The organism is Enterobacter quasimori, from assembly GCF_018597345.1.
Classification (GTDB): domain Bacteria; phylum Pseudomonadota; class Gammaproteobacteria; order Enterobacterales; family Enterobacteriaceae; genus Enterobacter; species Enterobacter mori.
In genome coordinates, this window is the sequence record NZ_JAHEVU010000003.1 from 667,068 (window position 1) to 690,691 (window position 23,624).

Here is a 23,624-nt window from a genome sequence, read left to right on the forward strand (position 1 = left end):
TGGTTCTGTGGCTATCAGGTAATGATGTGCTGCTGGTTAACAAGCTCGTCGTAGGTGGTCTGAACGCCATCAAGCGTAACGAGTGCAGATTGAGTGTAGGCGGCCCCCGTACCGTCACGGTCGATGGAGATCACAGTATTGCTACCGCTTTGTGAAACAGTGAGATAGTTACCCAGCGTCGACGCGCTGCCGTTCCAGCCCACCAGCAGATCGCCAATGTCGATCTTGTCTCCCTGCGCCAGTGAGAAGTTGGTCCAGTGGTCGCCCGCGCTGTTCCCCGCCGTTGCGTTGCCTGCCGTGCTGTTCAGCACCTGGTAAATCAGCGTATCGCCGTAGGCCGTACCGGTGATGACGTCGTTGTGTTCAGAGCTGATGAACTGCGGCGCCATGTTGATGGTCAGCGTGGCGGTATCCGTGTTGCCGTTGGCGTCGGTCAGGGTGTAGTTGAATGTCTCCTTCGAGGTGATGGTTGAGAGCGATACCCCGCTGTTGAGGGTATAGGTGTAGTGGCCGTCCGCGCCGATCGCCAGGATGCCGTAATGACCGGTGATGTTCACGGTGGTGCTGCCGGTGTACGGATCCAGGGTGGTGGTCACGCCGTTGTAGCCGGTAATGCTTACGCGGGTATCGACCGAGTGCAGCTGATCCAACACGCCGCCAGAGTCGGTGCCGTCAAAGATATTGCCGTTAACGGTGTGGGTGCCGGTGACGTCGAAATCACTCAGCGAGTAGGTGGTGCCGTTCACGCTTGGGGTGATGGCGATGTTCCCGACGCTGAGCCCCGGTACGCTACCGGTAAAGTTCAGCGTATAGGTCCCGGCGTTAAGATCCAGCCCGGTCAGCGGAACGTCGATACTGCCGCCTACCAGAGGAACCAGCGCCAGAGAGCCACCGCTGAAGGAGCCGCTGCGGATCACGCCTGAGCCGTCGCTGATGGACCAGGTCACCGTCAGCCCGCCTAGCGCCAGCAGCGAGGCCACGTCGAAGTGCAGCGACGCGTTGTGCAGCGCGGTGTTCGGGTCGACCACGAAGGTCCCACTGCCGGAGCCCTGGGTTGATGAAAATACGGCTGCCGTCCAGCTGGCGGTGCCGACAGTGGTATCGGTGTAGGTCGACGTGTGGTGCACCGAGGTGAGGGCCATCGCGGTGCTGACATCATTCACCGCATTCATCGCCTGCGCGGTAGGGGTAATGTTCAGCGACGCCGTGTCTTTCGTCCCATCCGGAGCTGTGATGGTGTAGACGAAGGTATCTGGCGTGCTGATATGGTCGGAGCCGACGCCGCTATTCAGGGTGTAGGTGTACTCCCCGGCCGCGTTGATGCTCAGCTTACCGTATTCCCCCTCAATTTCCGTCAGGCCGCTGCTGTTAACCTCCACGCCGTTCACTTCCGTCACCAGCGTACCGGCTGGGGCAATGTCATCCGACAGCACATCCCCGGAGGTGGTCTCGCTAATGCTCGCCACGCTGTAGACATGATCCTGCAGAACGTCCAGCGTATAGGCCGTCAGCGCGGTGATCCCTGCCGCCGTATTGAGCAGGAACAGGTACTCCCCGGCGGGCAGGTTCAGCGTCAGCTGTGGCGAGGTTCCGCCCAGCAGCGGCGCGCGCAGCCAGCCCGACTCCACGCGCATCTGTTCAAAGGTCTGCGTCGCGTTGTTGAACTTATAGATGTACAGGTCGAACACCGAGGCCAGCGCCACGCCGCCTACGGAAGCCTGTACGGTCATGGTGCGGGTGGTGCCTTCCTCCACGCTGTAGATGATTGGGTTAGTCATATCGTCCAGCAGATTCAGCCCCAGCGTGTTGCCGAGGTTAATCCCGACCAGGGTAAAGCCGCCCTGGGACGAGGTGCCGTTATCAATGGCCGTTACGGTGGTGTCGAAGGTCAGTGAGGCGGTATCGTCCACCGCCACAATGCCGCTGGTGGCGGTTCCTGTACCCAGCGACAGTACCAGGTTCGCCGACGCGCTGACGCCGTTATAGGTGATGGTGTAGCTGAAGCTCTCCGTGCGGCCAATGACCGAGGCGCTGGTGTCCGTCAGGGTGTAGGTATAGCTGCCGTCCCGGTTGATGGTCAGCGTGCCGTACTCGCCCTGAATCACGGTGCCGTCAGCGGTCACGTTGGTGAGGTCGCCTTCCGTATTGGTCACGGCGGTGATTCTGGCACCTGCCGGGGCGTTGTCGCTGCCTGCTGTCGGGTCGACATCGGTGATGACGTTGCCCGTCAGGCTGGTTTCGCCAGAAACGGTACCCGCGCTGGTCTCTTTCACCGCGACATCCAGGCTGGTGTAAGAACCGGTCGCCAGGAGGTTGGTGTTGTAGCTCAGAACGCGATACTGACCATTTTCCAGCCCGGTCAGGTTCAGCGAGACGCCGGTTGCGCCGAGCGTCAGCAGGTCAGCAAACTGCGGCTGGCCTGTATCCACCACCGTTGTCCAGGTGTTGTTGACGCTGTCGAACCGCTGCACCACCAGTTCAAGGGTGTTGAGCAGCGACAGCACCGCCCCCGTGGCGTTGGCATTCACCTCGATATCCGCGCTGCCGCCGCTGCCTACGGTGAACCCTACCTGTGCGGTGTCGTTACCCAGTAGCGTCAGCACGTTACCCACGGCTCCCACCAGCAGGAAACCATAATCGCTGTACTGCGAATTGGTCACCGTTGCGGTGGTGGTGAGTTCCAGCTCTTCAACGTTGTTGCTGGCCGACAGCGGCACGACTGGCGCAAGGACCGAGCCAGGCTGTGAGACGTTGCCTGCAACGTCGGTGGCGGTGATCTGCAGCGTCTGGCCTTCCGTCTGTTTATTGAGGAAGGTATAGCTCCAGGCTCCGTTGCTGTCCGCCGTGGCGGTGACCGTTGAATTGTCCGCCAGACGGATAGTGACGGTGCTGCCTGCTTCGGCATTACCGGTCAACACGCTGCCGTCCGCGTTAAAGGTCCCGGTAGGGACCGTTGGCGCAGTGAGATCGACAATAATTGTCGTCACGGCCGAAGCCGGGCTGGTGTTGCCCGCTGCATCGGTGGCGGTGGCCGTGAAGTTATGCGTACCTTGCGTCAGCGTGGTGGTGGTTTGCGCCAGCGTCCAGTTGCCGCTGCCATCGGCGATGGCCGTGCCGACCAGCGTTGCGCCGTCATAGATGCGTACCGTTGCATTGGCCTCTGCCGTTCCGCTCAGTGTCGGACGCGTATCGTTGGTCGGGTTATTGCCAGTCACCGGTCCGGTGACGCTGCCCACATCATCGATAACCGCACTGATGACCGGCGCGGCTGGCGCAGTGGCGTCGACGTTTATGACATATCCGGCCGTTTGCGCGCTGGCGTTGCCCGTCGCATCGGTGGCGCTAAAGGTCAGACTATGCGGCCCGTTGCTCAGCGCCGGGGAAGGGGTGAAGCTCCACGCTCCGCCGGTGGCAATGACGCTGCCAATCTGTACGCCGTTATCAAAGATTTTTACCGTGACGCCGGCTTCCGCCGTACCGGTGAGGGTTGGCTGGGCATCGTTGGTCAATCCGCCGTTAGCGATGGTCGTCGCCGCGTTGCCCACATCATCCACTATGTTGGTCAGTACCGGTAACGCAGGCGGCGTGGTGTCGATAGTCAGACTAAAGGCCGTTGACGACGTGCTGGTATTGCCTGACGCATCCGTGGCCTGCGCCGTGAAGCTGTGCGGGCCGGTTGTCAGCGTGGTGTTGAGCGCAATATTCCAGTTGCCGCCAGCATCAGCGGTGCCCGAACCGACCAGCGTTGCGCCTTCATAGATACGCACGGTGGCAAACGGCTCGCTGGTGCCGACGAGACGCGGCTGGGTATCGTCCGTGGTCTGTCCGGATCCAAGCGGACCGGTGACGCTGCCCACATCGTCAATCGCCTGGCTGATAACGGGCGCGTTTGGTGCGGAGGTATCGACCACCAGCGTAAATGCGGGGGAGGCCGGGCTGACGTTGCCCGCCGCATCGGTAACCGTGGCGGTCCAGGTATGGCTGCCATTGACCAGCGGTGTTGACGGCGTAAAGCTCCATGACCCGCTGCCGTTCACCTGCGCGGTGCCAACCTGCTGTCCGTTTTCGTAGATAGTCACCGTGGTGTTGGCTGCCGCCGTGCCGTTCAGCGTCGGCGTGGTGTCGTCGGTGCTCTGGTTGGTGGCGAGCGACGTTTGTACGCTGCCCACGTTGTCGCTCGCGGAGGTAATGGACGGCGCGGTCGGCACGCCGGTATCCACCGTCAGGTTAAACGGTGCCGTCGTGCTGCCGGTGTTGCCTGCCGCGTCGGTGGCGTTGAAGGTGACGGCATGAGGTCCGTCATCCAGGTCGGTGCCAGGGGTGAAGGTCCAGTTCCCCTGGGCGTTCACTACTGCAGTGCCAATCTCGGCACCATCTACCAGAATGTGAACCGTCGACCCCACCTCGCCCGTGCCGTTGAAGGTTGGCCGCGCGTCGTTGGTGCTGTTGCCCGACGTAAGCGTGCCGTTGACCGGCGCGACATCGTCAATCACGCTGGTGACCTGTGGCGCGGCTGGGCCTGAGGTATCGACGGTAAAGACGAAGACCGGCGAATTGGCGGAGACGTTACCTGCCGTATCGCTGGCGTTAACGCGAATGTTGTAGCTGCCATCGTCCAGGGCCGGGTCTGGAGTGAAGCTCCAGCTGCCGGTGCCGTTAACCGTTGCGGTGCCGATTTCCACACCATTATTCAGAATGTGGATCGTGCTGCCCGCCGCCCCCGTTCCGCTGAGGGTTGGCGTATTGTCATTGGTAGTCTGCCCGGTTGTCAGATCGCCGAGGGTCCCGCCCGCTACGCTGTCGTTGACGCTATCAAGGGTCGGGATCGTCGGTGCTGTCAGGTCGACCGTCACGCTCCAGGTGTTTGATACCTGGCTGTTGTTGCCCTGCGGATCGGTGGCCGTGACGGTGAAGCTGTGCTGACCTTCGACGAGAGCGGTGTCCGGGGTAAAGCTCCACGCCCCGGTTCCGTCAGCCGTGACGGTCGCAATCGGTGTGACGCCGTCGAAGATCGTCACCACGCTGTTTGCCTCAGCCGTGCCGGTGAGGGTTGGCGTGGCATCGTTGGTCGGCGTACCGCTGACGACGGTAGTGGCGGCATTGCCGACGTTATCCGTGACGTTGGTAATCACCGGCGTGGTGGACACCGTATCCACCACGATAGTGAAGCCCGCCGATGGGCCACTCTGGTTACCCGCCGGATCGGTTTCCCGGATGGTCAGGACGTTATTGCCCTGTGCCAGGGCAGGCGTTGTGAAGCTCCAGTTGCCCGTATCGCCGACCACCACAGTACCCTGCAGCGCCCCGTTGCTGTAGATGGAGATGGTATCGCCTACCGTACCGGTGCCGGTGAGCGTCGGCTGGCTGTCGTTGGTGATCTGTCCGTTTGTCAGCGGACCGGTGCCGGGGCCAACGTCGTCAATTACCGCACCGATGGACGGCGTGCCCGGTGCCGTGAGATCCACGGTAACGGTTGAGATCGGCGATCGACCGCTGGTTTCGCCGTTGAGGGTGGCGGTCGCCTCAAAGGTGTGCTGCCCTTCGCCAAGCGCTGGCGACGTGTAGCTCCAGTTGCCACCTGAATCGGCAATGATGTTCGTTTGTGGAATCGCCACCCCGTCCAGATAGAGAGTGATAAGGCTTCCGGCTTCAGCCGTACCGACGAGGGTTGGAGTGGTATCGTTAGTGGTTTTATCTTTCACATCGCCTGTAACCGGCGCCACGTCATCATTGATGGCGGTGATGATGGGCACGTCCGGGAGATTAGGCAAGGTACCGATGACGGTGTAGGAGGCCTCGGGGCTCTCATTGCCAGCCCCGTCAGTCGCGATAACGGTCAGCACTGCGCCATCCGCTTGTGCGGGACTGAGCGCAACAGAGAAAGAGCCGCCGGTGGCAACGCCGGTACCCAGCACGTTACCGTCAGCATCCGTTACGGTGATGGTGACTCCTGACTCGGCGCTACCGGTCATCGGTGTGCCTTGAGCAGCCACGCTGATCCCGGTTGGGGCTGCCGGATCTACGGTATCCACCGTCACGCTAAGCGGAGCCGAGCTGGTGGAGGTATTACCGACCGGATCGCGGGACGAGACGGTGAAATCATGCGAAGCATCCGACAGCGCGCTTCCGGCAGTCCAGCTCCAGGTGCCGTTGGGCTGCACCGTTACCGGCGCGCCGGATGGCGTGCCGTCCACAGACACAATCACGGTGGATCCCGGTTCGCCAGTGCCGGTAAGGGTCGGCGTACCGTCGCGAGTGTAAAGCGTACCGTTTGTCAGCTGGCTGTCAGAGACGGCGTTAATCTGCGGGACCGCTGGCGGCGTGGTGTCAATTGTGACGGTGAAGACAGGGCTGAGATCGCTGACGTTACCTGCGTCATCAACGGCTGCAGCGGTGACGTTCACTGGGCCATCGCTTTGAGCTGGCAGAGTGAAGGTCCATTCTCCGGTATTACTGACGACTACGCGGCCTAACTCAACGCCGTTGTTGTAGACGATCACCGTTTCGCCCGCAGGGCCCGTTCCCCCTACGGTTGGGGTTGCATCCGAGGTGATCCCGTCATCCGGCTTACCGTCAATCGCACCAATCACCGGGGTTGCAGGGGCGACGGTATCTACCGTGATGGTGATCCCCGTCGACGGGTCTGAGACGTTGCCAGCTTCGTCGGTGGCGGTTGCCGTATATTCGTGGCTGCCCTCCGCAATGTCGCTGCCGGGACGCCAACTCCAGTTGCCGTTGCTGTCGACCGTGACGCTACCCACCGCTGTTGTCGGACCGCCATCAACGCTGTCATAGATGGTGATCAGCTCGTCTGGCGTACCGGTTCCGCTCAGGATCGGGCGCGGATCGTTGGTGGTTTCCCCATCGGCAACAGGGCCGGTTATCTGGCTGACGCTGTCAGTAATGACCGGAGGTTCTGGTGCAACTGGCGGATCGGTGTCAATGGTGATGCTGACTGGTATGGATGGGGCGCTTTCGTTGCCCGTGCCGTCCATGTTGGTGACGGTCAGGGTGATGTCGTAGGTACCGCTGGGGAGCGGCGTTGTCGGCGTCCAGCTCCAGTTACCCGTGCCGTCCACCACAACATCATCAAATTTGTCGCCATCAATGTAAATCGTCACGGTTTCGCCCGGATTGCCGGTACCGCTCAGGGTTGGCGTGGTATCGCGGGTGGTTTCACCCGGGTTCAGCGGCGTTTGTGTTGGGCCGCCGTCAGGGTTTACGGTGATTGTCGGGATAGCTGGCGTCGCGGGCGGGACGGTATCCACCACCAGTTCGAATGGGCTGGAGACGGTGACATTCCCGCCTGCGTCTGTGGCATAGACGGTGAGGGTATGCGGTCCATCGGTAAGCGGCGTGGTGGGGCTGAAGCTCCAGCCGCCGCTGCCGTTAAGCGTGGCGGTGCCGAGCAGGGTTGTTCCGTCATAGACAGTAATCACCGTCCCGGCCGGGGCGCTGCCCTGAAGCAGGGGTTGAGTGTCGTCCGTGGTATCGCCGCTGTCGAGCGTGCCCTGGATGCCGCCGACATCATCGGTGACGGTGGCAATGGTTGCCGCAGGTGGCGGGACGGTATCGACCGTGAAGGTGAAGCCACCAGACGCAGGGCTGGTATTACCTGTACTGTCGGTCGCTACGGCGGTCAGGGTATGCTGGCCGTCGCCAATCGGCGTAGTGGGGGTAAAGGTCCACGCGCCGTTGGTGTCGGCCACCGCCGTGCCGATAGCGGTGCCGTCCAGACGAATGGTGACCGTCGAGTTCGGCTCGGCGGTGCCATTGAGGGTTGGCGTCGTGTCGTTGGTGGTGTCGTTGGCATTGAGTGCACCCGTGCGTGCTGGCACATCATCCACCACCTGCGTAATAACCGGCGCAACGGGCGCGGTACTGTCGATCGTTAAGTTCCAGGTGTTCGAGCTTCCGCTGGCATTGCCTGCTGGATCGGTCGCGATGGCGGTCAGGGCGTGCTGACCGTCGCCAATCGGCGTTGAGGGAGTAAAGGTCCATGCGCCGCCGCTATCCGCTACGGCGGTACCCACGCTGATACCATCCACAAGGATGGTGACCGTCGCGTTGGGTTCTGCGGTGCCGTTGAGTGTTGGGGTCGGATCGTTGGTGGGCTCATTAATATCGAGCACGCCGGTGCGGCCGGGAACATTATCCACCACTTCTGAAATCACCGGGGCGACGGGCGCAGTCGCGTCCACGGTAAAGCTCCAGCTATTCGATTGCCCGCTCGGGTTACCGGCAGGATCCACGGCTTTTGCCGTCAGCACATAGGGACCGTCAGCCAGCGGCGTGGGCGGTGTAAAGCTCCACTGGCCGGACGCCTGAACGACCACCGTGCCAAGAACCGTGCTGCCGTTGGAGAGGGTGATGGTCGTGCCGGGTTCACCCGTCCCGTTAATGGTAGGCGTTCGGTCATTGGTGATCCCGCTCTGGCCAACAGGTCCGGTCGAAGCAGGAACGTCATCAACCACCGACACGATGACCGGGGTTTGTGCTGCGGTCGTGTCAGGCGCAACGGCGGGCGCGGTCGGTCCCGTATTGCCAGCCTGGTCGGTTGCTTCTGCGGTCAGGGTTTGGCCGTTGAGCTTGGGAGGCGTCAGCGTCAGGCTATAGTTGCCCTGGTCATCGGCCACGACATCCCCAATTTTGACGCCCCCTTCACGGATGGTTACCGTGCTTCCAGGCTCTGCTGTGCCGCTGATGGTCGTGCCGTCATCCGAAATGACCACGGCAGGTGCCAGCGGCGGCGTGGTGTCCACGGTGAAGGTAATGGGTTGTGATGACGTACTCTGGTTACCTGCTGCATCCGTGATTTGCACGGTGATGGTGTGTGTACCATCCGCAAACGGTGTCGTCGGCGTCAGGCTCCAGGTGCCGTTAGGCAGAACTGTCGTTGTTCCAATCACCACGCCGTTTTCATAGAGCGTGATTGTCCCGCCGGGCTCTCCTCTGCCGACCAGGATCGGCTGAGAGGCATCGGTGGGGACGCCCGCGGTAATCGCCCCTTTGATAAGACCGGTATTATCGTTCAGTACCAGGGCGGTTGGTGCGTCTGGTGCGGTGAGATCAACGGTAATGGTAAACACCGGCGACGCTGGCCCTGTATTGCCGGCGGCATCCGTTGCTCTGACCGTGAGCGAGTGGGTGCTTTCGCTGAAGTTCACGGACGGGGTGAAGCTCCAGGTGCCGTTGCTGGCGACGACGGCCGAGCCAATCGCGACGGTGCCGTCATAAATGGTGATCGTGGAGCCTGCTTCACCGGTGCCAGAAATCTGGGGCCGCCGATCGTCGGTGCTGCCGCCGTTGCTGACTGAACCGGTTACCGGGTCAACATCGTCCGTCACGCTGGTGATGGTGGGGGCAGCTGGCGCGATGGTGTCTACCACAAAGGTGACGGCACCGGAGGCCGGGCTGGTATTGCCTGCCGCGTCGGTCGCGGTAGTGGTAATGGTGTGATTACCGTTGGCGAGATCTTTGGCTGGAGTAAAGCTCCAGTTACCGTTGGCATCCGCTTTGCTGGTGCCAATTTGCGTACCGTTATCGTAAATGGTGATGGTGGTCCCCGCTTCAGCGATACCGCTAAAGGTTGGGCGCGGATCGTCGGTGCGTTGGCCATTGTCCAGCGGGCCTTGTTCAGCCCCCACATTGTCATCAACAATCAGAATATCTGGCGCATCCGGTGTCGTTAAATCTGGCGCGGTTACCTGTCCGGCCTGGCTGGTGTTGCCTGCTGGATCCGTCGCGGTGGCGGTCAGTTTCTCGCCGTTGGTAAGTGGGGTTCCCAGCTCGATAGAGAATTTACCGTCACTGCCGGTTTTACCCGTGCCAACCAGATTGCCATCCGCATCTTTCAACGTAATGGTGCTGCCGGGTTCCGCGGTACCGGTTACCGTTGAGCCATCGGCCGAGAACTGTAAATTGCCTGGTGCCGCGGGGGCGGTTGTATCCGGAGAAGACGGTTCCCCGGGGGTGACAGGATTAGTGGTGTTGTCATCATCGTCACCGCCGCCTCCGCCGCCGGTGCCCGCCGCGATGGCAATCCCACCTGCTACTGCAAGACCACCCAGCACCCATGGCCAGACGGCGGCACTGCCTGCATCACTCCCTGACGCGGCAAGTAAAACGTCCGTGGAGGCGATGGATTCGTACGTGGCAGCCCCGGTGGGATCTTCAATCCACCATAGCGCTCCATCGCTCTCCTCCAGCACCAGCTGGCTTACCCCCTGAGCGTCAGTAACGTAGAAATTCTTAATGGTAATGACCTCACCAGAATGCAGCGTGATCACCAGATCGTTACCGCTACGGGCGAAATCAGAGACATTGGCTCGTTCGACATGAAGCTCAACAATAGAGGAATGGCTCAGCGTAACTTGTGTACCCTCTGTGGTGGTTTCCACGCCAGTAAGTTTCGATATAACAGAGATTTGGCTCATTTAGTCATTACTCCAGACGAGTTGTCGTGAACGGCGTGCAAGATGAGCCATCTGTTTTGAAGGGAAAAGCGCGCCCCCGGCGGAGTCACTGCAATTAAGCAGTACTCACCGTATTTTTTCAGAGCGAACGATGCCCGCCAGGATATAGAGTGGCAACATCAGATCGAATCTATTTATTTGATGGAAAATATTGCGTATTCTTTTTTTTGTGCTCTAGATAACCCTGTAATTAATAGAGGAATTAATCCGAAACGGTATAAAAATGATATAGTCAGAAAAGTCTCGATATGCAAATTAAGCTTCTGTAAATACAGGTGGATATTGTGAAGTAGGCATTAATATATTGATGTTAATTATCGATGCAAATAATTAACGGTCTGTTTTTGAACGTTTTTTTATTAAAGTTTGACGTGTTTTTGAACGTTGCTTGAGAAGTAAATTAATGCAGCAGAAAGAAAGTCACCCTTTATTTTGAATTATATTATTTATGGCTGCTTAATGCGTGTTTAAGTTAGGGTAACATTTTTGATGTAAGATATATTATGTTGTCTTGGTAATGAAATATATTCTGATGCGCAGAAAAATTTCTGCTAATCAGAGAGCGCTAAACGTCGTTGTGAGGCGGGTAAATTCATTCGGTTGATACCAACGCCGATCTTCTTCTGCTCGCCACGCTGGTATCTTGCGTCTTTATTCGGCGAGACAAAAAAAAGACCGCTAATGCGGCCTCTTGGGGGATTACTCAGTGACTTTCTTTTCTAACTCACTGGCACCCTGTTTGGTTTTATTCCAGCCTTTCTCAGCACCTTCTTTGGTGGCATCCCACCCCTTTTCGGTGCCTTCTTTGGTTTTATGCCAGGCTTTCTGGGAGTCTTCGCTGACCTTGCTGCCAAAGCTTTCGCTTTTACCTTCTGCGGCATGCTCTTTTTTCAGCTTCAGTTCTTCACCTTTGTTCTGCTCTTCGTGCAGTTTTTGCTTCGCGTCGTTGGCATTTGCTTTCGCCGCGGCGACAGTGTCGTCAGTTGCATGTGTGGTCGCAGCAAAAACTGGGGAAGCCAGCAGAACGGCAGATAATGCAATAATTGTTTTTTTCATAATATCCTCATTTAACGTTTTCGGTTATGAGCGTGATTCAGCATGTCACAGACGAAGCGAAGCGGCTTTAGGAAAAAACTGTAAAAGAATGGATGCCACAAAGGCGCTATTTCATGCGAACGGCTAACCGAGCGTGAGATATCCCATCTCAGCCAGTGCTGCCAGCGTCAGTAGAATAAAAAATAGTATGGTGAAGGGCCTGTACATATTACTCTCCTTGTTGTGCTTATATTCTTCCGTGTTGAACCTGTCACGCGCCAGTCCTGTGTTCTTAGAGGCAACGCTATTATCTCCGGGACAGCGGAAATAATCATGGATGCCGCTCACAAGTTATGAGACGGCATTTTATTAGTCACGGTGATTAAATATTTCCAGTATGAGTCGGCGTAAAGAATGCTGGGATAATAGCCCTGCTTTGTCAGAGGTCGATAGTAACGGAGCTGCCAGAGCTTGCTACCGCTGCACTTTATTAACAAAGTAAGCCCGTCACCAACATAAAGCTTGTACTCGGCATCTTTGCTGTCAGTGTCAGTAACGACATGTTTTTTCCTGCCATGGGGAGTCTCCATGCGTTTAGGCCCAACGGAAGCAATAGAGCTTTTCGTTGGGCCTACCTGTGGGCCAATAAGGTTCGGATTTAACCAGTTGATTTGGACATCGCGGGTCAAATTTCAGGCACAAAAAAGCCCGCAAGGCTTATGCCGTGCGGGCTTTCAGGACTTCATCAGTCGACTCTGGTGATCGCCGATGGAGAATTTTGGTGGAGCTGGCGGGAGTTGAACCCGCGTCCGAAATTTCTACATACCATTTATACTATAGTAAAAACAGTAAGTTATCTTTTAAAACAATGCCTTAGTATTATTTTGTATTTGTCCGTTTTACGCGTTTTTAATGCCCTGTCGCCAAATTGCCGCCATCATTTCTTATCTTTGATTGAATCGTATTCAAGAAGGTTGTCCATACACTTCTCTAACCTATAGAAATCAGTCAAAGGATAGAGATTGACAATGTTGTCATCAAAACTTTGCATACCTGATATACGTTCTTTCGTTCTTAAGAATCTTGAGGCAGACTTAACACCATCATCTTCACTTGGTTCAAAGGAGTAATCTAAAGTTTTTAGTACCTGCCATGAAACGGGGGGAGTAAGCTTGAACATTTTTACTAGCTTAGGACAAAAATCTTTTGTTATGGTTTGCTGATATGTAACTTTAGGAGGAAGAACAACGTTAATAGATTTTTCTCCATGGTTTGTTTTAATCATTCTTGTCGATCTGTATGCAATTCCGACAATGTTTGATTTATTTCTGCGGCTAATCCATTGCATCAATAAATTTGGAATTATATATTCCTGAGTGAATGAGGTGCTGCCATTAATCTTTGCAAAACTACAAGCGTAAATGAGTGGCATTAAACAAATGTAAGACATCTTTGTGATATATGACATTTTGTCATTATCAGTCTTACCATAGAAACGTGAGTAGAGAATTTCCGAGGTGAAATCTAATATTTTGGAACTCTCTTCACTGGATATAAAAGAGGATATATATAACTTATCAAAATCAGGTTTATCCATTTCAAGCCAACATACATATAGGGATGAGCCTAAATATAAACAGGGTAGGCCAGCAACCGAGTATCTTTGAGCGTTTACCAGGTGCCTCTTAGAGAATGGTATATGAAAGATTTCATTTCTATTTTTTACTGCTGTATCAGATTTTCTAACCCTGAATAAAGGCCTTGAAGAATTGCAAATATTCTCTAAGGGGATAGATATTTTTTGGATATAGTTAGCTGTGTATCGTTCAGAAAATGTTCTGTCGAAAGTATCATATGAGGATTTGATATCACCTGACAAAAAATATTCCAAAGAACTCACAACGCCAAAGTATATTCTTGTTATTCTATCCAGTTTAGATCTCAATCTCCGAGATAATTCATTGTCATTATCTTCTATATAATCATTTAAGGCATTAAAATAAATTTCACATTTATTCTTGAAATCATTTATAATATCTGTCTTAACAGTGAAAGGAAGTTTTAAATCTTCTGTTCTTACAAGACTTTCAAATAAATCATTAAAGTCATCATGTATATATTCGGTTTCCATTTATATTATCCTTTAGAATGATTTAATGAATATAACGGATTTTTCGTAACTGCATCTTCCAAATGATCAGGAGCAAAATGAGCATAAATCATTGTCATTTTTATATCGGCATGACCCAGAATATCGCGCAATACCAGTATGTTTCCGCCATTCATCATAAAATGGCTGGCGAATGTATGACGCAGCACGTGAGTACATTGGCCTTCAGGCAAGTCGATACCAGCTCTTTTTACTGCGCGCTCAAAAGCTTTTCTGCAGGGCGTGAATAGCTTACCTCTATTTTTGGGCAGCTCGTCATACAGATCCTGAGATATCGGTACGGTTCGGTTTTTCTTACCTTTGGTTTTGGTATAGGTGATCCGGTATTTAGATAACTGGTGGCCCTGCAGGTTTTCGGCTTCACTCCACCGCGCGCCGGTGGCGAGGCATACCTTTGCGATCATTAACAGGCTGGGGCTTTGAGAATCAGCGCAGGCATCAAGCAGGCGTTTAATTTCGTCTTGGGCAAGAAACGCCAGTTCCCCCTCTGCGATTTTGAATGTTGGTAGACCGGCAAGCGGGTTAGGCGCTGACCAGTGGCCCAGCTTTTTCAGGGTGCCAAAAACGGATGATAAGTTACGCTGTTCCAGGTTTACCGTGCGGGGCTTTACTGGCGACATCAGCGCGCCGTCTTCGTTACGTACTTCACCTTTTAACCGTGCTTCGCGATATTTTGTAAAGTCACCGGCGGTTAACTCAGAGGCGACGGGATCGCCGAGGCCATTGCAGATAATATTCAGTTTCGCCATTAGGCGCTTGGGGTCTGCGAGCGTCTGGCCGTAAAGGGAGTGCCACTGCTCAATCAATTCTGACAAACGCCGCCGATCTTCCTTTTCACCCAGCCACGGTTTTTTGTTCACTTCATCCATGGTGAAGTTTTCGAATGCTACAGCCTCGCCCTTTGTCGCAAATTGCTTGCGCACGCGCTTGCCGTCACGCCCGTTCGGGTAACACTCACACAACCATTTTCCGTTCGGCTGTTTTCTGATGGTCATGGTTAGATGCTCTTAATGACTTTTACTGCGCGGCCTACTACCTCAACATCATCTACGGCGCACTCAAAGGATGCTTCATCCTGATGAACTACAATTTTATTGCCAGGAATGCGAGCAATCTTAACCAAGCTTTTAACGCCGTCGATGTCTACCAGCCAATAACCATTGCTGATTTGTTTCACAGAGGTATCCACAACAAAGCTATCACTAGCTGTTTTTACAAAAAGAGAGTTGGACGATTCACCATCCAGCAGTCTTCTATCGAGAAGGATTTCATCACTCGGATGCAGTTCGCCGTTCTTCAGTTCAGCATGTTTGATACTGGGAGCCACGATTTTAGAAAGTGGTCTAACCGTGACGGAAGTTTCGTTTTTGAGATTCTTTTCTTCGTTCTCACTCGCATACATATCTCCCTGACCGGTAGCCAACCAAAGAAGGGAAATTCCTGTTTCAAGGGCGCATTGAATTACCCATTCGGCGGGGAAGCTATCTCTTAAGTATCTGTTAGCCATAGTGCTTTTCGATACGTCCAGATGTTCGCAGAGCTGCTGACGTGAGCTGAAATTGTAGGCCTTAATAAGCCTGTTGATTGCATCACGCCCACCACTATCATTTCCCGCCTTGATTAAACTCATAATCAAACCCCTTGACGCATATAAAAAGTGATCCTAATATCCGCTCATGGTTTGAAAAGCAAAACCAAACCACATAAAACGAGATGAAACGAAAACAAACTAAGAGATACTGCACTATGAGCACAGATATTTCAATTCGTGTACCAAAAGAGATGGCTACGCCTGCGGAATTTGCCGAATGGGAAGGCATTTCACGCGGTTCTGTGTATCAAAAAATTCACCATGGTCAGCTGGCTAAATACATGGTTAAAAAGGATAAAAACAAGGGACGCGTAAGCCTGCGTTATCTTATGTACAAAACCGATCAGGTTCGCGAGTCCCTTGGTCATTCCAACTTCCGCGTTGTTGTTGGTCAGTGAGTTCAATTATGAGAACTTTCGAAGAGGCTCACATGTTTGATTATAAGATTTCCAAACATCCGCACTTTGACGACGCCTGCCGGGCTTTCGCACTACGTCACAATATGGCGAAGCTGGCGGAACGCGCCGGAATGAATGTTCAGACTCTGCGCAACAAGCTGAACCCGGACCAGCCACATCAACTGACGCCGCCGGAAATCTGGCTGCTTACCGATCTTACTGAGGACTCCACGCTGGTTGACGGCTTTCTGGCTCAGATTCACTGCTTGCCATGTGTACCGATGAACGAAGTGGCAAAAGAGAAGCTGCCGCATTACGTCATGAGCGCTACTGCTGAAATCGGACGTGTTGCTGCCGGTGCCGTATCGGGTGATGTGAAAACCACCGCAGGCCGCCGCGATGTTATCAGCAGTATTAACTCTGTAACTCGTCTGATGGCACTGGCTGCCGTTTCCATGCAGGCGCGTTTGCAGGCTAACCCGGCGATGGCAAGCGCGGTGGATACCGTGACGGGCCTCGGCGCTTCGTTCGGCCTGATCTGAGGTGGTTATGCTGACTAAAGAACCATCTTTCGCGTCACTTCTTGTAAAGCAAAGCCCGGCAATGCACTACGGTCATGGCTGGATCATGGGGAAGGATGGTAAGCGCTGGCACCCGTGCCGCTCTCAGGATGAACTGCTGGCTGACCTGTCCACAACCAAACAGGGGAAATCATGGCTATTGAAGGCGCTACGGCGACTGTTCCATTAAGCCCCGGTAAACGCCTGGATGGACTGAACCATATTGCGGAATTGAGGGCTAAAGTGTTTGGTCTGAATATTGAGCCGGAGCTTGAAAGGTTTATTAAAGATATGCGCGACCCACGCGACGTAAATAATAAACAGAATGAGCGGGCACTGGCAGCCATTTTTTATATGGCAAAAATTCCGGCAGAACGTCACGGCGTCAATATTAGTGATCTGACTACTGACGAAAAGCGGGAACTGGTGAAAGCAATGAATCATTTTCGTGCAGTGGTGAGCTTATTTCCCAAACGGCTAACCATGCCGAATTAATCCACAACAGAAATTAATGGCGTAAACCCGCCGGGCTTCTTATTGCCCAAATTCAGGAGAAACAACGATGCGAAATATTGAAACCCGTACCACTAAAACCGGACCAGATGATGCTGGACTCAACCTGCTGCTGACTGAGGCACGCAAAGAAGAACGCCGGGGACGCGCAGATGTGATGGCTGCGCGTCTGGATTCTTTAGCTGCTCGTATCGTGTCACGTCAGCTTAACCACACGGAAGCGGCTGAGCTGCTGCGTCAGGAAGCTGTGAAGATTCAGAACGAAGCGCAGGAGATCCACTGATGGCTGATTCAATGGACCTTGTACAGCAGCGCGTTGAAGAAGAACGCCAGCGCCACATCCACACCGCCCGCAATAAAACACCGGGCGTTTCCCGTGTTCTCTGCATTGATTGCGATGCACCGATCCCGCCAGCACGCCGCCGCGCCATTCCGGGCGTGCAGTGCTGCGTCACCTGTCAGGAAATCGCAGAGCTGAAAGGCAAACACTACAATGGAGGTGCTGTATGAGCACCATCCTGAAATGGGCGGGAAATAAAACCGCCATCATGCCGGAACTGATTAAGCACCTTCCCGCTGGTCCGCGACTGGTTGAACCTTTTGCGGGTTCCTGCGCTGTGATGATGGCGACAGACTATCCTCATTATCTTGTCGCGGATATTAATCCAGATCTTATCAATCTCTATAAAAAAATTGCCCTTGATTGTGAAGCTTTCATATCACGCGCAAAAAATATTTTTGCGATTGCGAATAGAGAAGTTGCTTATTACAACATTAGGCATGAATTTAATCATTCCTCTGAAATTACTGATTTCATGAAAGCAGTATATTTCCTTTATCTCAATCGTCATGGTTATCGTGGGCTGTGCCGCTATAACTTGAGCGGTCATTTTAATGTTCCTTACGGTAATTATAAAAATCCGTATTTCCCTGAAAATGAAATACGCGCTTTTGCTGAAAAGTCTCAACGCGCAACGTTTATTTGTGCCAGCTATGATAAAACACTGGCACTGCTGCAGGCTGGTGATGTTGTTTATTGTGATCCGCCATACGATGGTACATTTAGCGGTTATCACACTGCCGGTTTTACAGAGGACGACCAGTATCATCTGGCGTCTATTCTTGAGCGCCGGTCATCAGAAGGTCATCCGGTTATCGTGTCCAACAGCGACACATCCCTGACCCGTTCTCTCTATCGTAATTTCTCCCGCTATCGGCTGACGGCAAAGCGCAGCATGGGCGTGGCTGCCGGTGATGGTAAGTCCGCCGTGGAAATCATCGCTGTTTCAGGAGCTACCCGCTTTAACCGGGTTTATTCCACACACGGGGATGTGTGCTCGGTTATTTTAGAGGTGCGGGCGTGACGGTAGGTAAGTTCGCGTCCCACAATGTAGCAACCACCGGCGGCTCGAATGAGGCCGCCGTGGCCTTTTCATGGAATAACCCCAAAAAAGCGGTTAACCCATATCTGGACCCGGCGGAAGTTGCGCCGGAGTCTGCGCTTTCAAACCTGATTGCTCTTTACGCTGCGGATAACGAGCAGGAGCAGCTGCGCCGTGAGGCGCTGAGCGATGAGGTCTGGGAACGCTATTTCTTCAATGAATCCCGTGATCCTGTCCAGCGCGAAATGGAGCAGGACCGGCTGATTAGTCGTGCCAAAATGGCGCGCGAGCAGCAGCGTTTTAATCCCGATCTGGTCATTCTGGCTGACGTTAACGCCATGCCGTCCCATATCAGCAAGCCTCTGCTGGAGCGGATTAAATATTTCCATAGCCTGGGCAGAGCAAAAGCCTATTCCCGCTACCTGCGCGAAACAATCAGGCCGTGTCTTGAGCGGCTGGAGCGCGTGCGTGACAGTCAGGTATCTGCCTCTTTCCGGTTCATGGCAAGTCATGACGGGCTGGAGGGGCTGCTGGTACTGCCTGAAATGAATCAGGATCAGGTCAAGCGTCTTTCCACGCTGGTTGCGGCTCATATGAGCATGTGTCTTGATGCGGCCTGCGGTGATCTGTTTGTCAGCGACGATGTTAAACCAGAAGAAATCCGCCAGGCATGGGAAAGGGTTGCAGCAGAGGCGATGCGCCTTGAGATCATCCCGCCTGCGTTTGAGCAGTTACGCCGCAAAAAGCGTCGACGCAAGCCGGTGCCCTATGAACTGATCCCACCGTCGCTGGCGCGGATGCTGTGCGCGGACTGGTGGTATCGCAAATTGTGGCAGATGCGCTGCGAGTGGCGGGAGGAACAGCTGCGTGCTGTCTGCCTGGTCAACAAAAAAGCGTCCCCGTATGTCAGCTATGAAGCCGTGATCCACAAGCGCGAGCAGCGCCGCAAATCGCTGGAGTTCTTCCGCTCACATGAGCTGGTCAACGAAGACGGTGACACGCTGGACATGGAAGACGTGGTGAACGCCAGCAACAGCAACCCGGCACACCGCCGTAATGAAATGATGGCCTGTGTTAAGGGACTGGAGCTGATAGCGGAAATGCGCGGAGACTGCGCAGTGTTCTATACCATCACCTGCCCGTCACGCTTCCACGCAACCCTCAACAACGGCAGACCTAATCCGAAGTGGACCAGCGCCACCGTCCGGCAGAGCAGTGACTATCTGGTTGATACGTTCGCCGCTTTCCGCAAGGCAATGCACAAGGCGGGTCTTCGCTGGTATGGCGTCCGTGTGGCAGAGCCGCACCATGACGGCACCGTGCACTGGCATCTTCTGTGCTTTATGCGCAAAAAAGACCGCCGTTCCATCACTGCGATGCTGCGCAAGTTTGCCATCCGCGAAGACCGCGAGGAGCTGGGCAACAATACGGGGCCGCGTTTCAAGTCCGAGCTTATCAACCCGCGCAAGGGCACACCGACCAGCTATATCGCTAAATACATCAGCAAGAACATCGATGGGCGCGGGCTGGCTAAAGAAATCAGCAAAGAAACCGGCAGATCACTGCGTGACAGCGCCGAGCATGTCAGCGCCTGGGCGTCACTGCACCGTGTCCAGCAATTTCGTTTCTTTGGTATTCCGGGGCGTCAGGCATACCGCGAGCTGCGCTTGCTGGCTGGTCAGGCGGCGAGAGTGCAGGGCGAACGCAAAGCGGGCGCACCGGTACTGGATAACCCGCGTCTGGATGCGGTACTGGCGGCAGCTGATGCGGGCTGCTTTGCCACCTACATCATGAAGCAGGGCGGTGTGCTGGTTCCCCGCAAACATCACCTTATCCGCACGGCTTATGAGCTTAACGACGAGCCGAGCACCTACGGAGATCACGGTATCCGTATCTATGGAATCTGGTCCCCGATTGCAGAGGGCAAGATTTGCACGCACGCGGTAAAGTGGAAAAAGGTTCGTAAGGCCGTTGATGTTCAGGAGGCGGCAGCCGACCAGGGCGCTTGCGCCCCTTGGACTCGTGGCAATAACTGTCCCCCTGTTGAAAATTTGAACCAGACAGGGGGTGAAGTACCGGATATTACTTACATGGAGGAAAAGGCGCTGCAGGATTACCTGCATGGAATGGGAAAAAAGGAGAGGCGGGAGTTGGTTGCCCGGCTCAGGCTGGTAAAACCGAAGCGAAGAAAGGCTTACAAGCAGGATATTTCTGAGCAGCAGCGCCTGCAACTGGAGTATGAGCTGCATTCCAGAGGCTTCAATGGCAGCGAGTATGAGGTGAATTTACTCCTACGCGGCGGCAGCCTTCCGTCTGGGGGAGGGCTGCGCATCTTTTACCAGAACGGGCGGCTGCGTGAGGATGACAAATGGCGTCAGTATTACTGACACATCGGAATTTTTTTCTGTTTTTGACTCATATCAGGTCTTTCTTATTGAAGGCCAAAAAGCGTTTTACATTTAGAAATTGGTACTATACTGTATATATAAACAGTGTATATACATACAGTTAGATTGTGTAGGTGGCCGTAAAAGGAGGGAAAATGCAGGATTATCTTTTGGAGTCATTGAAACTTCAGCGCATTGATTTTTTCTTAAAACTGGTGGCGGCAAGCGATTGCAGCGACGAAGAAAAGCGGTTGGCAATTCAGTGGGTTTCTGAGCTGACTGACGAGCTGATGGCAAAAATACGTAACCATGAGTACAGCCGCACAATGGACGCTACCAGTTAGGGGGAATCTATGCGCATAGAAATAATGATCGATAAAGAGCAGAAAATTAGTCAGGCGCTGTTAGAAGCACTTGAATCCGAGCTTTACCGATATTTGCGCCCCCTCTACCCAAAAACAGCTATCCGAATCCGCAAGGGCAGCGCCAACGGTATTGAACTTAGCGGGATAAGACAGGCTGAAGATAAAGAACGTGTAATGGAAATTCTGCAGCAGGTCTGGGAAGACGACAGCTGGTTACACTGAAACGTTGCCCCCGAAAGAATTCATTCTGATGGGGGTAAGGTTGAACAACGAGTGAAACGAGGCGTTAGGGGCGACGGCCACTTGAAAATGGTCGTCCGCTTTGTGCCAATAGCGGACTTTTTTAGACAGCATTCAATCTTTCAGAGAGCTCAATTCTTCAGAGAGCCACTGTTTTAGAATGCATATTTTAAATGAATCTTGATCATCTGAACGGTAGACTAAATCGTATCCCCGCTCCGCCTTAAGTTTGTACTGGGGAAAGGGAACAACAAGCCTTCCAGCAGCTAAATCATCCGCAATCAGAACACTGCGTCCCAGAGCAACACCTTCGCCACGTATAGCAGCCTCAGTCGCCATGCTGCCAAGAGTCCATAAGGGCCCCTGCTGGCAGCTATAATTTTTTTCTCCGGCCATCTCAAACCATGCCTTCCAGTTAGCCAGCATTCTGTACTCATGAAGAAGAACGCAGTTTAAAAGTCCCTTAATCTCTGTCAGTCCATTATGTTTCTTAAGAAAATCTGGGCTACAGACAGGGGTAACTGTTTCATCGAACATACGTTTAGACGAAACATCTCGATAATTGCCAAGGCCGTACCGAATGGCAGCATCTACCTGACCATCATTAAGATCCACATTGATGTCAGTAACATCCAGTTCAATATCAAATTCTGGATATCTCTGCCTAAAACGGCTGAGACGCGGTGCTAACCACTTGCTGGCAAATGAAACCGTTGTACTTATACGCAAACTCTTCATCTGGTTTCTTCCACGCAGGCGCTCAGCTTCCCTCATTAAGTCACTCAAAAGACGGGTAACCACATGGTGAAATTCAGCCCCTTGCTCCGTCAGAATGATCTGCCGTGTCAGCCTGATAAATAGCTTTAACCCCAGATGCTCTTCGAGCTTCCGGATTTGCCGGCTTATCGCGCCATGCGTAACGTGCAACTCCGCAGCCGCCAGCGTCATGCTGGAGAGGCGGGCAGTGGCTTCAAAAGCGCGCAGAGTCTGTAGTGGTGGAAGGCGATCGTACATCATATGCGTGATAATAATTCACGCGTGTTGTGAGAACAAATGATTTGTCAGGCCAGAGGCCCGCAATCAAACTTTACGAAAAGAATGTTATTCATTTCCATAATGCCAACCGGAGGAACGATGGAAAGTTTGTTTGTTTACGGGACACTCGGCCCGGGTCGGCCTAATGCTCATATCCTTGAGAATATCGGGGGGACATGGCAGGAAGGTCACGTTGGCGGTTCTTTGGTAGATAAAGGCTGGGGCGCAGAAATGGGTTATCCGGGGATCGTACTGGATAGTTCAGGTAACCGTGTACAGGGTTTTCTTTTTACGTCTGAGAATTTGCAAAATCACTGGCACATGCTTGATGAGTTCGAAGGTTCTGAATATGAACGTGTTCCGGTAGAGGTAACCACATTAACCGGTCAGACAGTGCAATCGTGTATCTATATGCTAAAGCATAAATTATGAGGCCCGCAGTGGGCGAGTTAAACAATGCCCAGTGCACCCTAAATAAATCGGTTTGATGGACAATCAAGTGACAATAGAGCGAAAACAGATCGACGCTTATGCCACACTGGTCATGACCTTGCTGTGCGTTATCTGGGGAACTCAGCAGGTTGCAATTAAAAGCGTAGCCAATGAAATTTCTCCAGTTCTACAGGTAGCAATTAGAAGTGGAGCTGCTGCAGGCCTTATATGTTTATTGTTTATTCTAAAAAAAACGTCTCTAAGAAACTTTGCTATATGCGTAGTTCCCGGGGGAGCTGTGGGCATACTTTTTGGTTTGCAATTCCTGTTTGTTGCTGAAGGGCTGCGATATACGTCGGCATCGCACATGTCAGTATTCCTATACACCGCACCAATTTTTGCTGCTCTGGGGCTACAGTTTTTAAGGCGCGATGAACGACTAAGTGCACCGCAATGGATAGGGATAGCAATTACATTTGCAGGGATTTGTGTTGCGTTTCTGACAGGTAGTGCTTCAGGGGATAGTTCCAGCCAGACTCTGGCAGGAGATATAATGGGTTTATTTGCTGGCCTGTCATGGGGAGCCACTACCGTACTCGTCCGATGCTCATCTCTTAGTGAGTCGCCGGCTTCTCATACGCTTTTTTTCCAGCTCGCAGGGGGTGTTTTAGTTTTATCAACCTACTCATACTTCTCCGGCCAAAATCACTTTGTACCCGGCACCTTCGGGATTATTAGTTTAATCTTTCAAAGCGTAATAGTTGGCTTTCTGAGTTATTTAGCCTGGTACAGTTTAATGCGGAAATACATGGCATCTCAGCTCGGTGTTCTCTCATTCATGACTCCTTTATTTGGGGTCATTACAGCAATATTTATTTTGAGAGAACAGCTACAGCCAGGGTTTATTTCTGGATCGATGCTAATTCTGAGTGGCATAAGTATCGTTAGCGGCTGGTCCTGGTTCAGGTCGAGATTTTTAACTGGGTTAGTTAAAAAATAAAGATGACTGTCGGATTATTACAGGTAATGTGACGATTTCAG

Annotated in this window: 18 protein-coding genes and 1 pseudogene; 12 read left to right on the top strand and 7 right to left on the bottom strand. The window is 53.5% G+C overall.

Annotated elements, in window-relative coordinates; genetic code table 11:
- Positions 1-14: 14 nt before the first annotated feature.
- The 6 genes and pseudogenes from KK102_RS15290 to KK102_RS15310 all read right to left on the bottom strand — a co-directional run bounded on the left by KK102_RS15290 (position 15) and on the right by KK102_RS15310 (position 15,310).
- Positions 15-10,436, bottom strand: a complete 10,422-nt coding sequence (locus KK102_RS15290; RefSeq protein WP_216357948.1) for a BapA/Bap/LapF family large adhesin — start codon at positions 10,434-10,436, stop codon at positions 15-17.
- A gap of 738 nt (positions 10,437-11,174) precedes the next feature.
- The gene (locus tag KK102_RS15295; protein WP_126544803.1) at positions 11,175-11,531 is read right to left on the bottom strand and encodes a hypothetical protein; all 357 of its coding nucleotides are present in this window, start codon (positions 11,529-11,531) and stop codon (positions 11,175-11,177) included.
- Between the two features lie 377 nt (positions 11,532-11,908).
- Positions 11,909-12,100, bottom strand: a pseudogene (locus tag KK102_RS22255) (integrase); the annotation flags it as partial.
- Between the two features lie 347 nt (positions 12,101-12,447).
- Entirely contained in the window at positions 12,448-13,641 is a 1,194-nt protein-coding gene (locus KK102_RS15300) for a hypothetical protein (RefSeq protein WP_023972318.1), read from the bottom strand.
- A gap of 5 nt (positions 13,642-13,646) precedes the next feature.
- Positions 13,647-14,675 (bottom strand): site-specific integrase, encoded by a 1,029-nt coding sequence (locus tag KK102_RS15305; RefSeq protein ID WP_196353824.1) that lies wholly within the window; start codon positions 14,673-14,675, stop codon positions 13,647-13,649.
- Positions 14,676-14,677: 2 nt separating this feature from the next.
- Positions 14,678-15,310, bottom strand: a complete 633-nt coding sequence (locus tag KK102_RS15310; RefSeq protein WP_216357949.1) for a phage repressor protein CI — start codon at positions 15,308-15,310, stop codon at positions 14,678-14,680.
- A 116-nt stretch (positions 15,311-15,426) separates the two neighbouring features.
- Here KK102_RS15310 and KK102_RS15315 point away from each other — a divergent pair, with 116 nt between their 5' ends.
- The 10 genes from KK102_RS15315 (at position 15,427) to KK102_RS15360 (ending at position 21,098) form a co-directional block, all read left to right on the top strand.
- Positions 15,427-15,669, top strand: a complete 243-nt coding sequence (locus KK102_RS15315) for a Rha family transcriptional regulator (RefSeq protein ID WP_057060132.1) — start codon at positions 15,427-15,429, stop codon at positions 15,667-15,669.
- Positions 15,670-15,701: 32 nt separating this feature from the next.
- Positions 15,702-16,211, top strand: a complete 510-nt coding sequence (locus KK102_RS15320) for a phage regulatory CII family protein (RefSeq protein ID WP_057060133.1) — start codon at positions 15,702-15,704, stop codon at positions 16,209-16,211.
- 7 nt (positions 16,212-16,218) lie between these two features.
- Positions 16,219-16,419 carry a phage filamentation protein Fil family protein gene (locus tag KK102_RS15325; protein ID WP_032442472.1) on the top strand — a complete coding sequence of 67 codons (201 nt, stop codon included), beginning with the start codon at positions 16,219-16,221 and terminating at the stop codon, positions 16,417-16,419.
- Positions 16,383-16,724 (top strand): DUF5347 domain-containing protein, encoded by a 342-nt coding sequence (locus tag KK102_RS15330; RefSeq protein WP_013098807.1) that lies wholly within the window; start codon positions 16,383-16,385, stop codon positions 16,722-16,724. The genes KK102_RS15325 and KK102_RS15330 overlap by 37 nt, the downstream gene beginning before the upstream one ends.
- 67 nt (positions 16,725-16,791) lie before the next feature.
- A complete protein-coding gene (locus KK102_RS15335) occupies positions 16,792-17,025 on the top strand; it encodes a DUF2732 family protein (RefSeq protein ID WP_001744223.1) in 234 nt (77 codons plus the stop codon).
- Positions 17,025-17,252: a TraR/DksA family transcriptional regulator gene (locus tag KK102_RS15340; protein WP_000785510.1), complete on the top strand. Its 228-nt coding sequence runs from the start codon at positions 17,025-17,027 to the stop codon at positions 17,250-17,252. The genes KK102_RS15335 and KK102_RS15340 overlap by 1 nt, the downstream gene beginning before the upstream one ends.
- Complete coding sequence (locus KK102_RS15345) at positions 17,249-18,106, top strand: DNA adenine methylase (RefSeq protein WP_244992561.1); 858 nt, start codon at positions 17,249-17,251, stop codon at positions 18,104-18,106. Before KK102_RS15340 ends, KK102_RS15345 begins: the two co-directional genes overlap by 4 nt.
- Entirely contained in the window at positions 18,103-20,511 is a 2,409-nt protein-coding gene (locus tag KK102_RS15350) for a replication endonuclease (protein WP_216357950.1), read from the top strand. Before KK102_RS15345 ends, KK102_RS15350 begins: the two co-directional genes overlap by 4 nt.
- 155 nt (positions 20,512-20,666) lie before the next feature.
- Positions 20,667-20,855, top strand: coding sequence for a hypothetical protein (locus KK102_RS15355; protein ID WP_063849403.1), 189 nt, complete (start codon positions 20,667-20,669; stop codon positions 20,853-20,855).
- Positions 20,856-20,864: 9 nt separating this feature from the next.
- Positions 20,865-21,098 carry a DinI-like family protein gene (locus KK102_RS15360; protein WP_126344995.1) on the top strand — a complete coding sequence of 78 codons (234 nt, stop codon included), beginning with the start codon at positions 20,865-20,867 and terminating at the stop codon, positions 21,096-21,098.
- Between the two features lie 132 nt (positions 21,099-21,230).
- Here the strand turns inward: KK102_RS15360 and gcvA are convergent, their stop codons facing one another.
- The gene (gene gcvA / locus KK102_RS15365; protein WP_241235445.1) at positions 21,231-22,133 is read right to left on the bottom strand and encodes a transcriptional regulator GcvA; all 903 of its coding nucleotides are present in this window, start codon (positions 22,131-22,133) and stop codon (positions 21,231-21,233) included.
- Between the two features lie 117 nt (positions 22,134-22,250).
- Here gcvA and KK102_RS15370 point away from each other — a divergent pair, with 117 nt between their 5' ends.
- Both KK102_RS15370 and KK102_RS15375 read left to right on the top strand, forming a co-directional pair.
- A complete protein-coding gene (locus tag KK102_RS15370; protein WP_126296544.1) occupies positions 22,251-22,583 on the top strand; it encodes a gamma-glutamylcyclotransferase family protein in 333 nt (110 codons plus the stop codon).
- 55 nt (positions 22,584-22,638) lie between these two features.
- The gene (locus KK102_RS15375) at positions 22,639-23,583 is read left to right on the top strand and encodes a DMT family transporter (protein ID WP_153677142.1); all 945 of its coding nucleotides are present in this window, start codon (positions 22,639-22,641) and stop codon (positions 23,581-23,583) included.
- The last annotated feature ends 41 nt before the right edge of the window (positions 23,584-23,624 follow it).

Bases quoted from the DNA above. Each gene is read 5' to 3' on its own strand.
- KK102_RS15340 (WP_000785510.1), top strand. From the start codon at position 17,025: ATGGCTGATTCAATGGACCTTGTACAGCAGCGCGTTGAAGAAGAACGC.
- KK102_RS15315 (WP_057060132.1), top strand. From the start codon at position 15,427: ATGAGCACAGATATTTCAATTCGTGTACCAAAAGAGATGGCTACGCCT.
- KK102_RS15290 (WP_216357948.1), bottom strand. From the start codon at position 10,436: ATGAGCCAAATCTCTGTTATATCGAAACTTACTGGCGTGGAAACCACC.
- KK102_RS15345 (WP_244992561.1), top strand. From the start codon at position 17,249: ATGAGCACCATCCTGAAATGGGCGGGAAATAAAACCGCCATCATGCCG.
- KK102_RS15335 (WP_001744223.1), top strand. From the start codon at position 16,792: ATGCGAAATATTGAAACCCGTACCACTAAAACCGGACCAGATGATGCT.
- KK102_RS15295 (WP_126544803.1), bottom strand. From the start codon at position 11,531: ATGAAAAAAACAATTATTGCATTATCTGCCGTTCTGCTGGCTTCCCCA.
- KK102_RS15320 (WP_057060133.1), top strand. From the start codon at position 15,702: ATGTTTGATTATAAGATTTCCAAACATCCGCACTTTGACGACGCCTGC.
- KK102_RS15330 (WP_013098807.1), top strand. From the start codon at position 16,383: ATGGCTATTGAAGGCGCTACGGCGACTGTTCCATTAAGCCCCGGTAAA.
- KK102_RS15355 (WP_063849403.1), top strand. From the start codon at position 20,667: ATGCAGGATTATCTTTTGGAGTCATTGAAACTTCAGCGCATTGATTTT.
- KK102_RS15370 (WP_126296544.1), top strand. From the start codon at position 22,251: ATGGAAAGTTTGTTTGTTTACGGGACACTCGGCCCGGGTCGGCCTAAT.
- KK102_RS15310 (WP_216357949.1), bottom strand. From the start codon at position 15,310: ATGAGTTTAATCAAGGCGGGAAATGATAGTGGTGGGCGTGATGCAATC.
- KK102_RS15360 (WP_126344995.1), top strand. From the start codon at position 20,865: ATGCGCATAGAAATAATGATCGATAAAGAGCAGAAAATTAGTCAGGCG.
- KK102_RS15300 (WP_023972318.1), bottom strand. From the start codon at position 13,641: ATGGAAACCGAATATATACATGATGACTTTAATGATTTATTTGAAAGT.
- gcvA (WP_241235445.1), bottom strand. From the start codon at position 22,133: ATGATGTACGATCGCCTTCCACCACTACAGACTCTGCGCGCTTTTGAA.
- KK102_RS15325 (WP_032442472.1), top strand. From the start codon at position 16,219: ATGCTGACTAAAGAACCATCTTTCGCGTCACTTCTTGTAAAGCAAAGC.
- KK102_RS15375 (WP_153677142.1), top strand. From the start codon at position 22,639: ATGGACAATCAAGTGACAATAGAGCGAAAACAGATCGACGCTTATGCC.
- KK102_RS15305 (WP_196353824.1), bottom strand. From the start codon at position 14,675: ATGACCATCAGAAAACAGCCGAACGGAAAATGGTTGTGTGAGTGTTAC.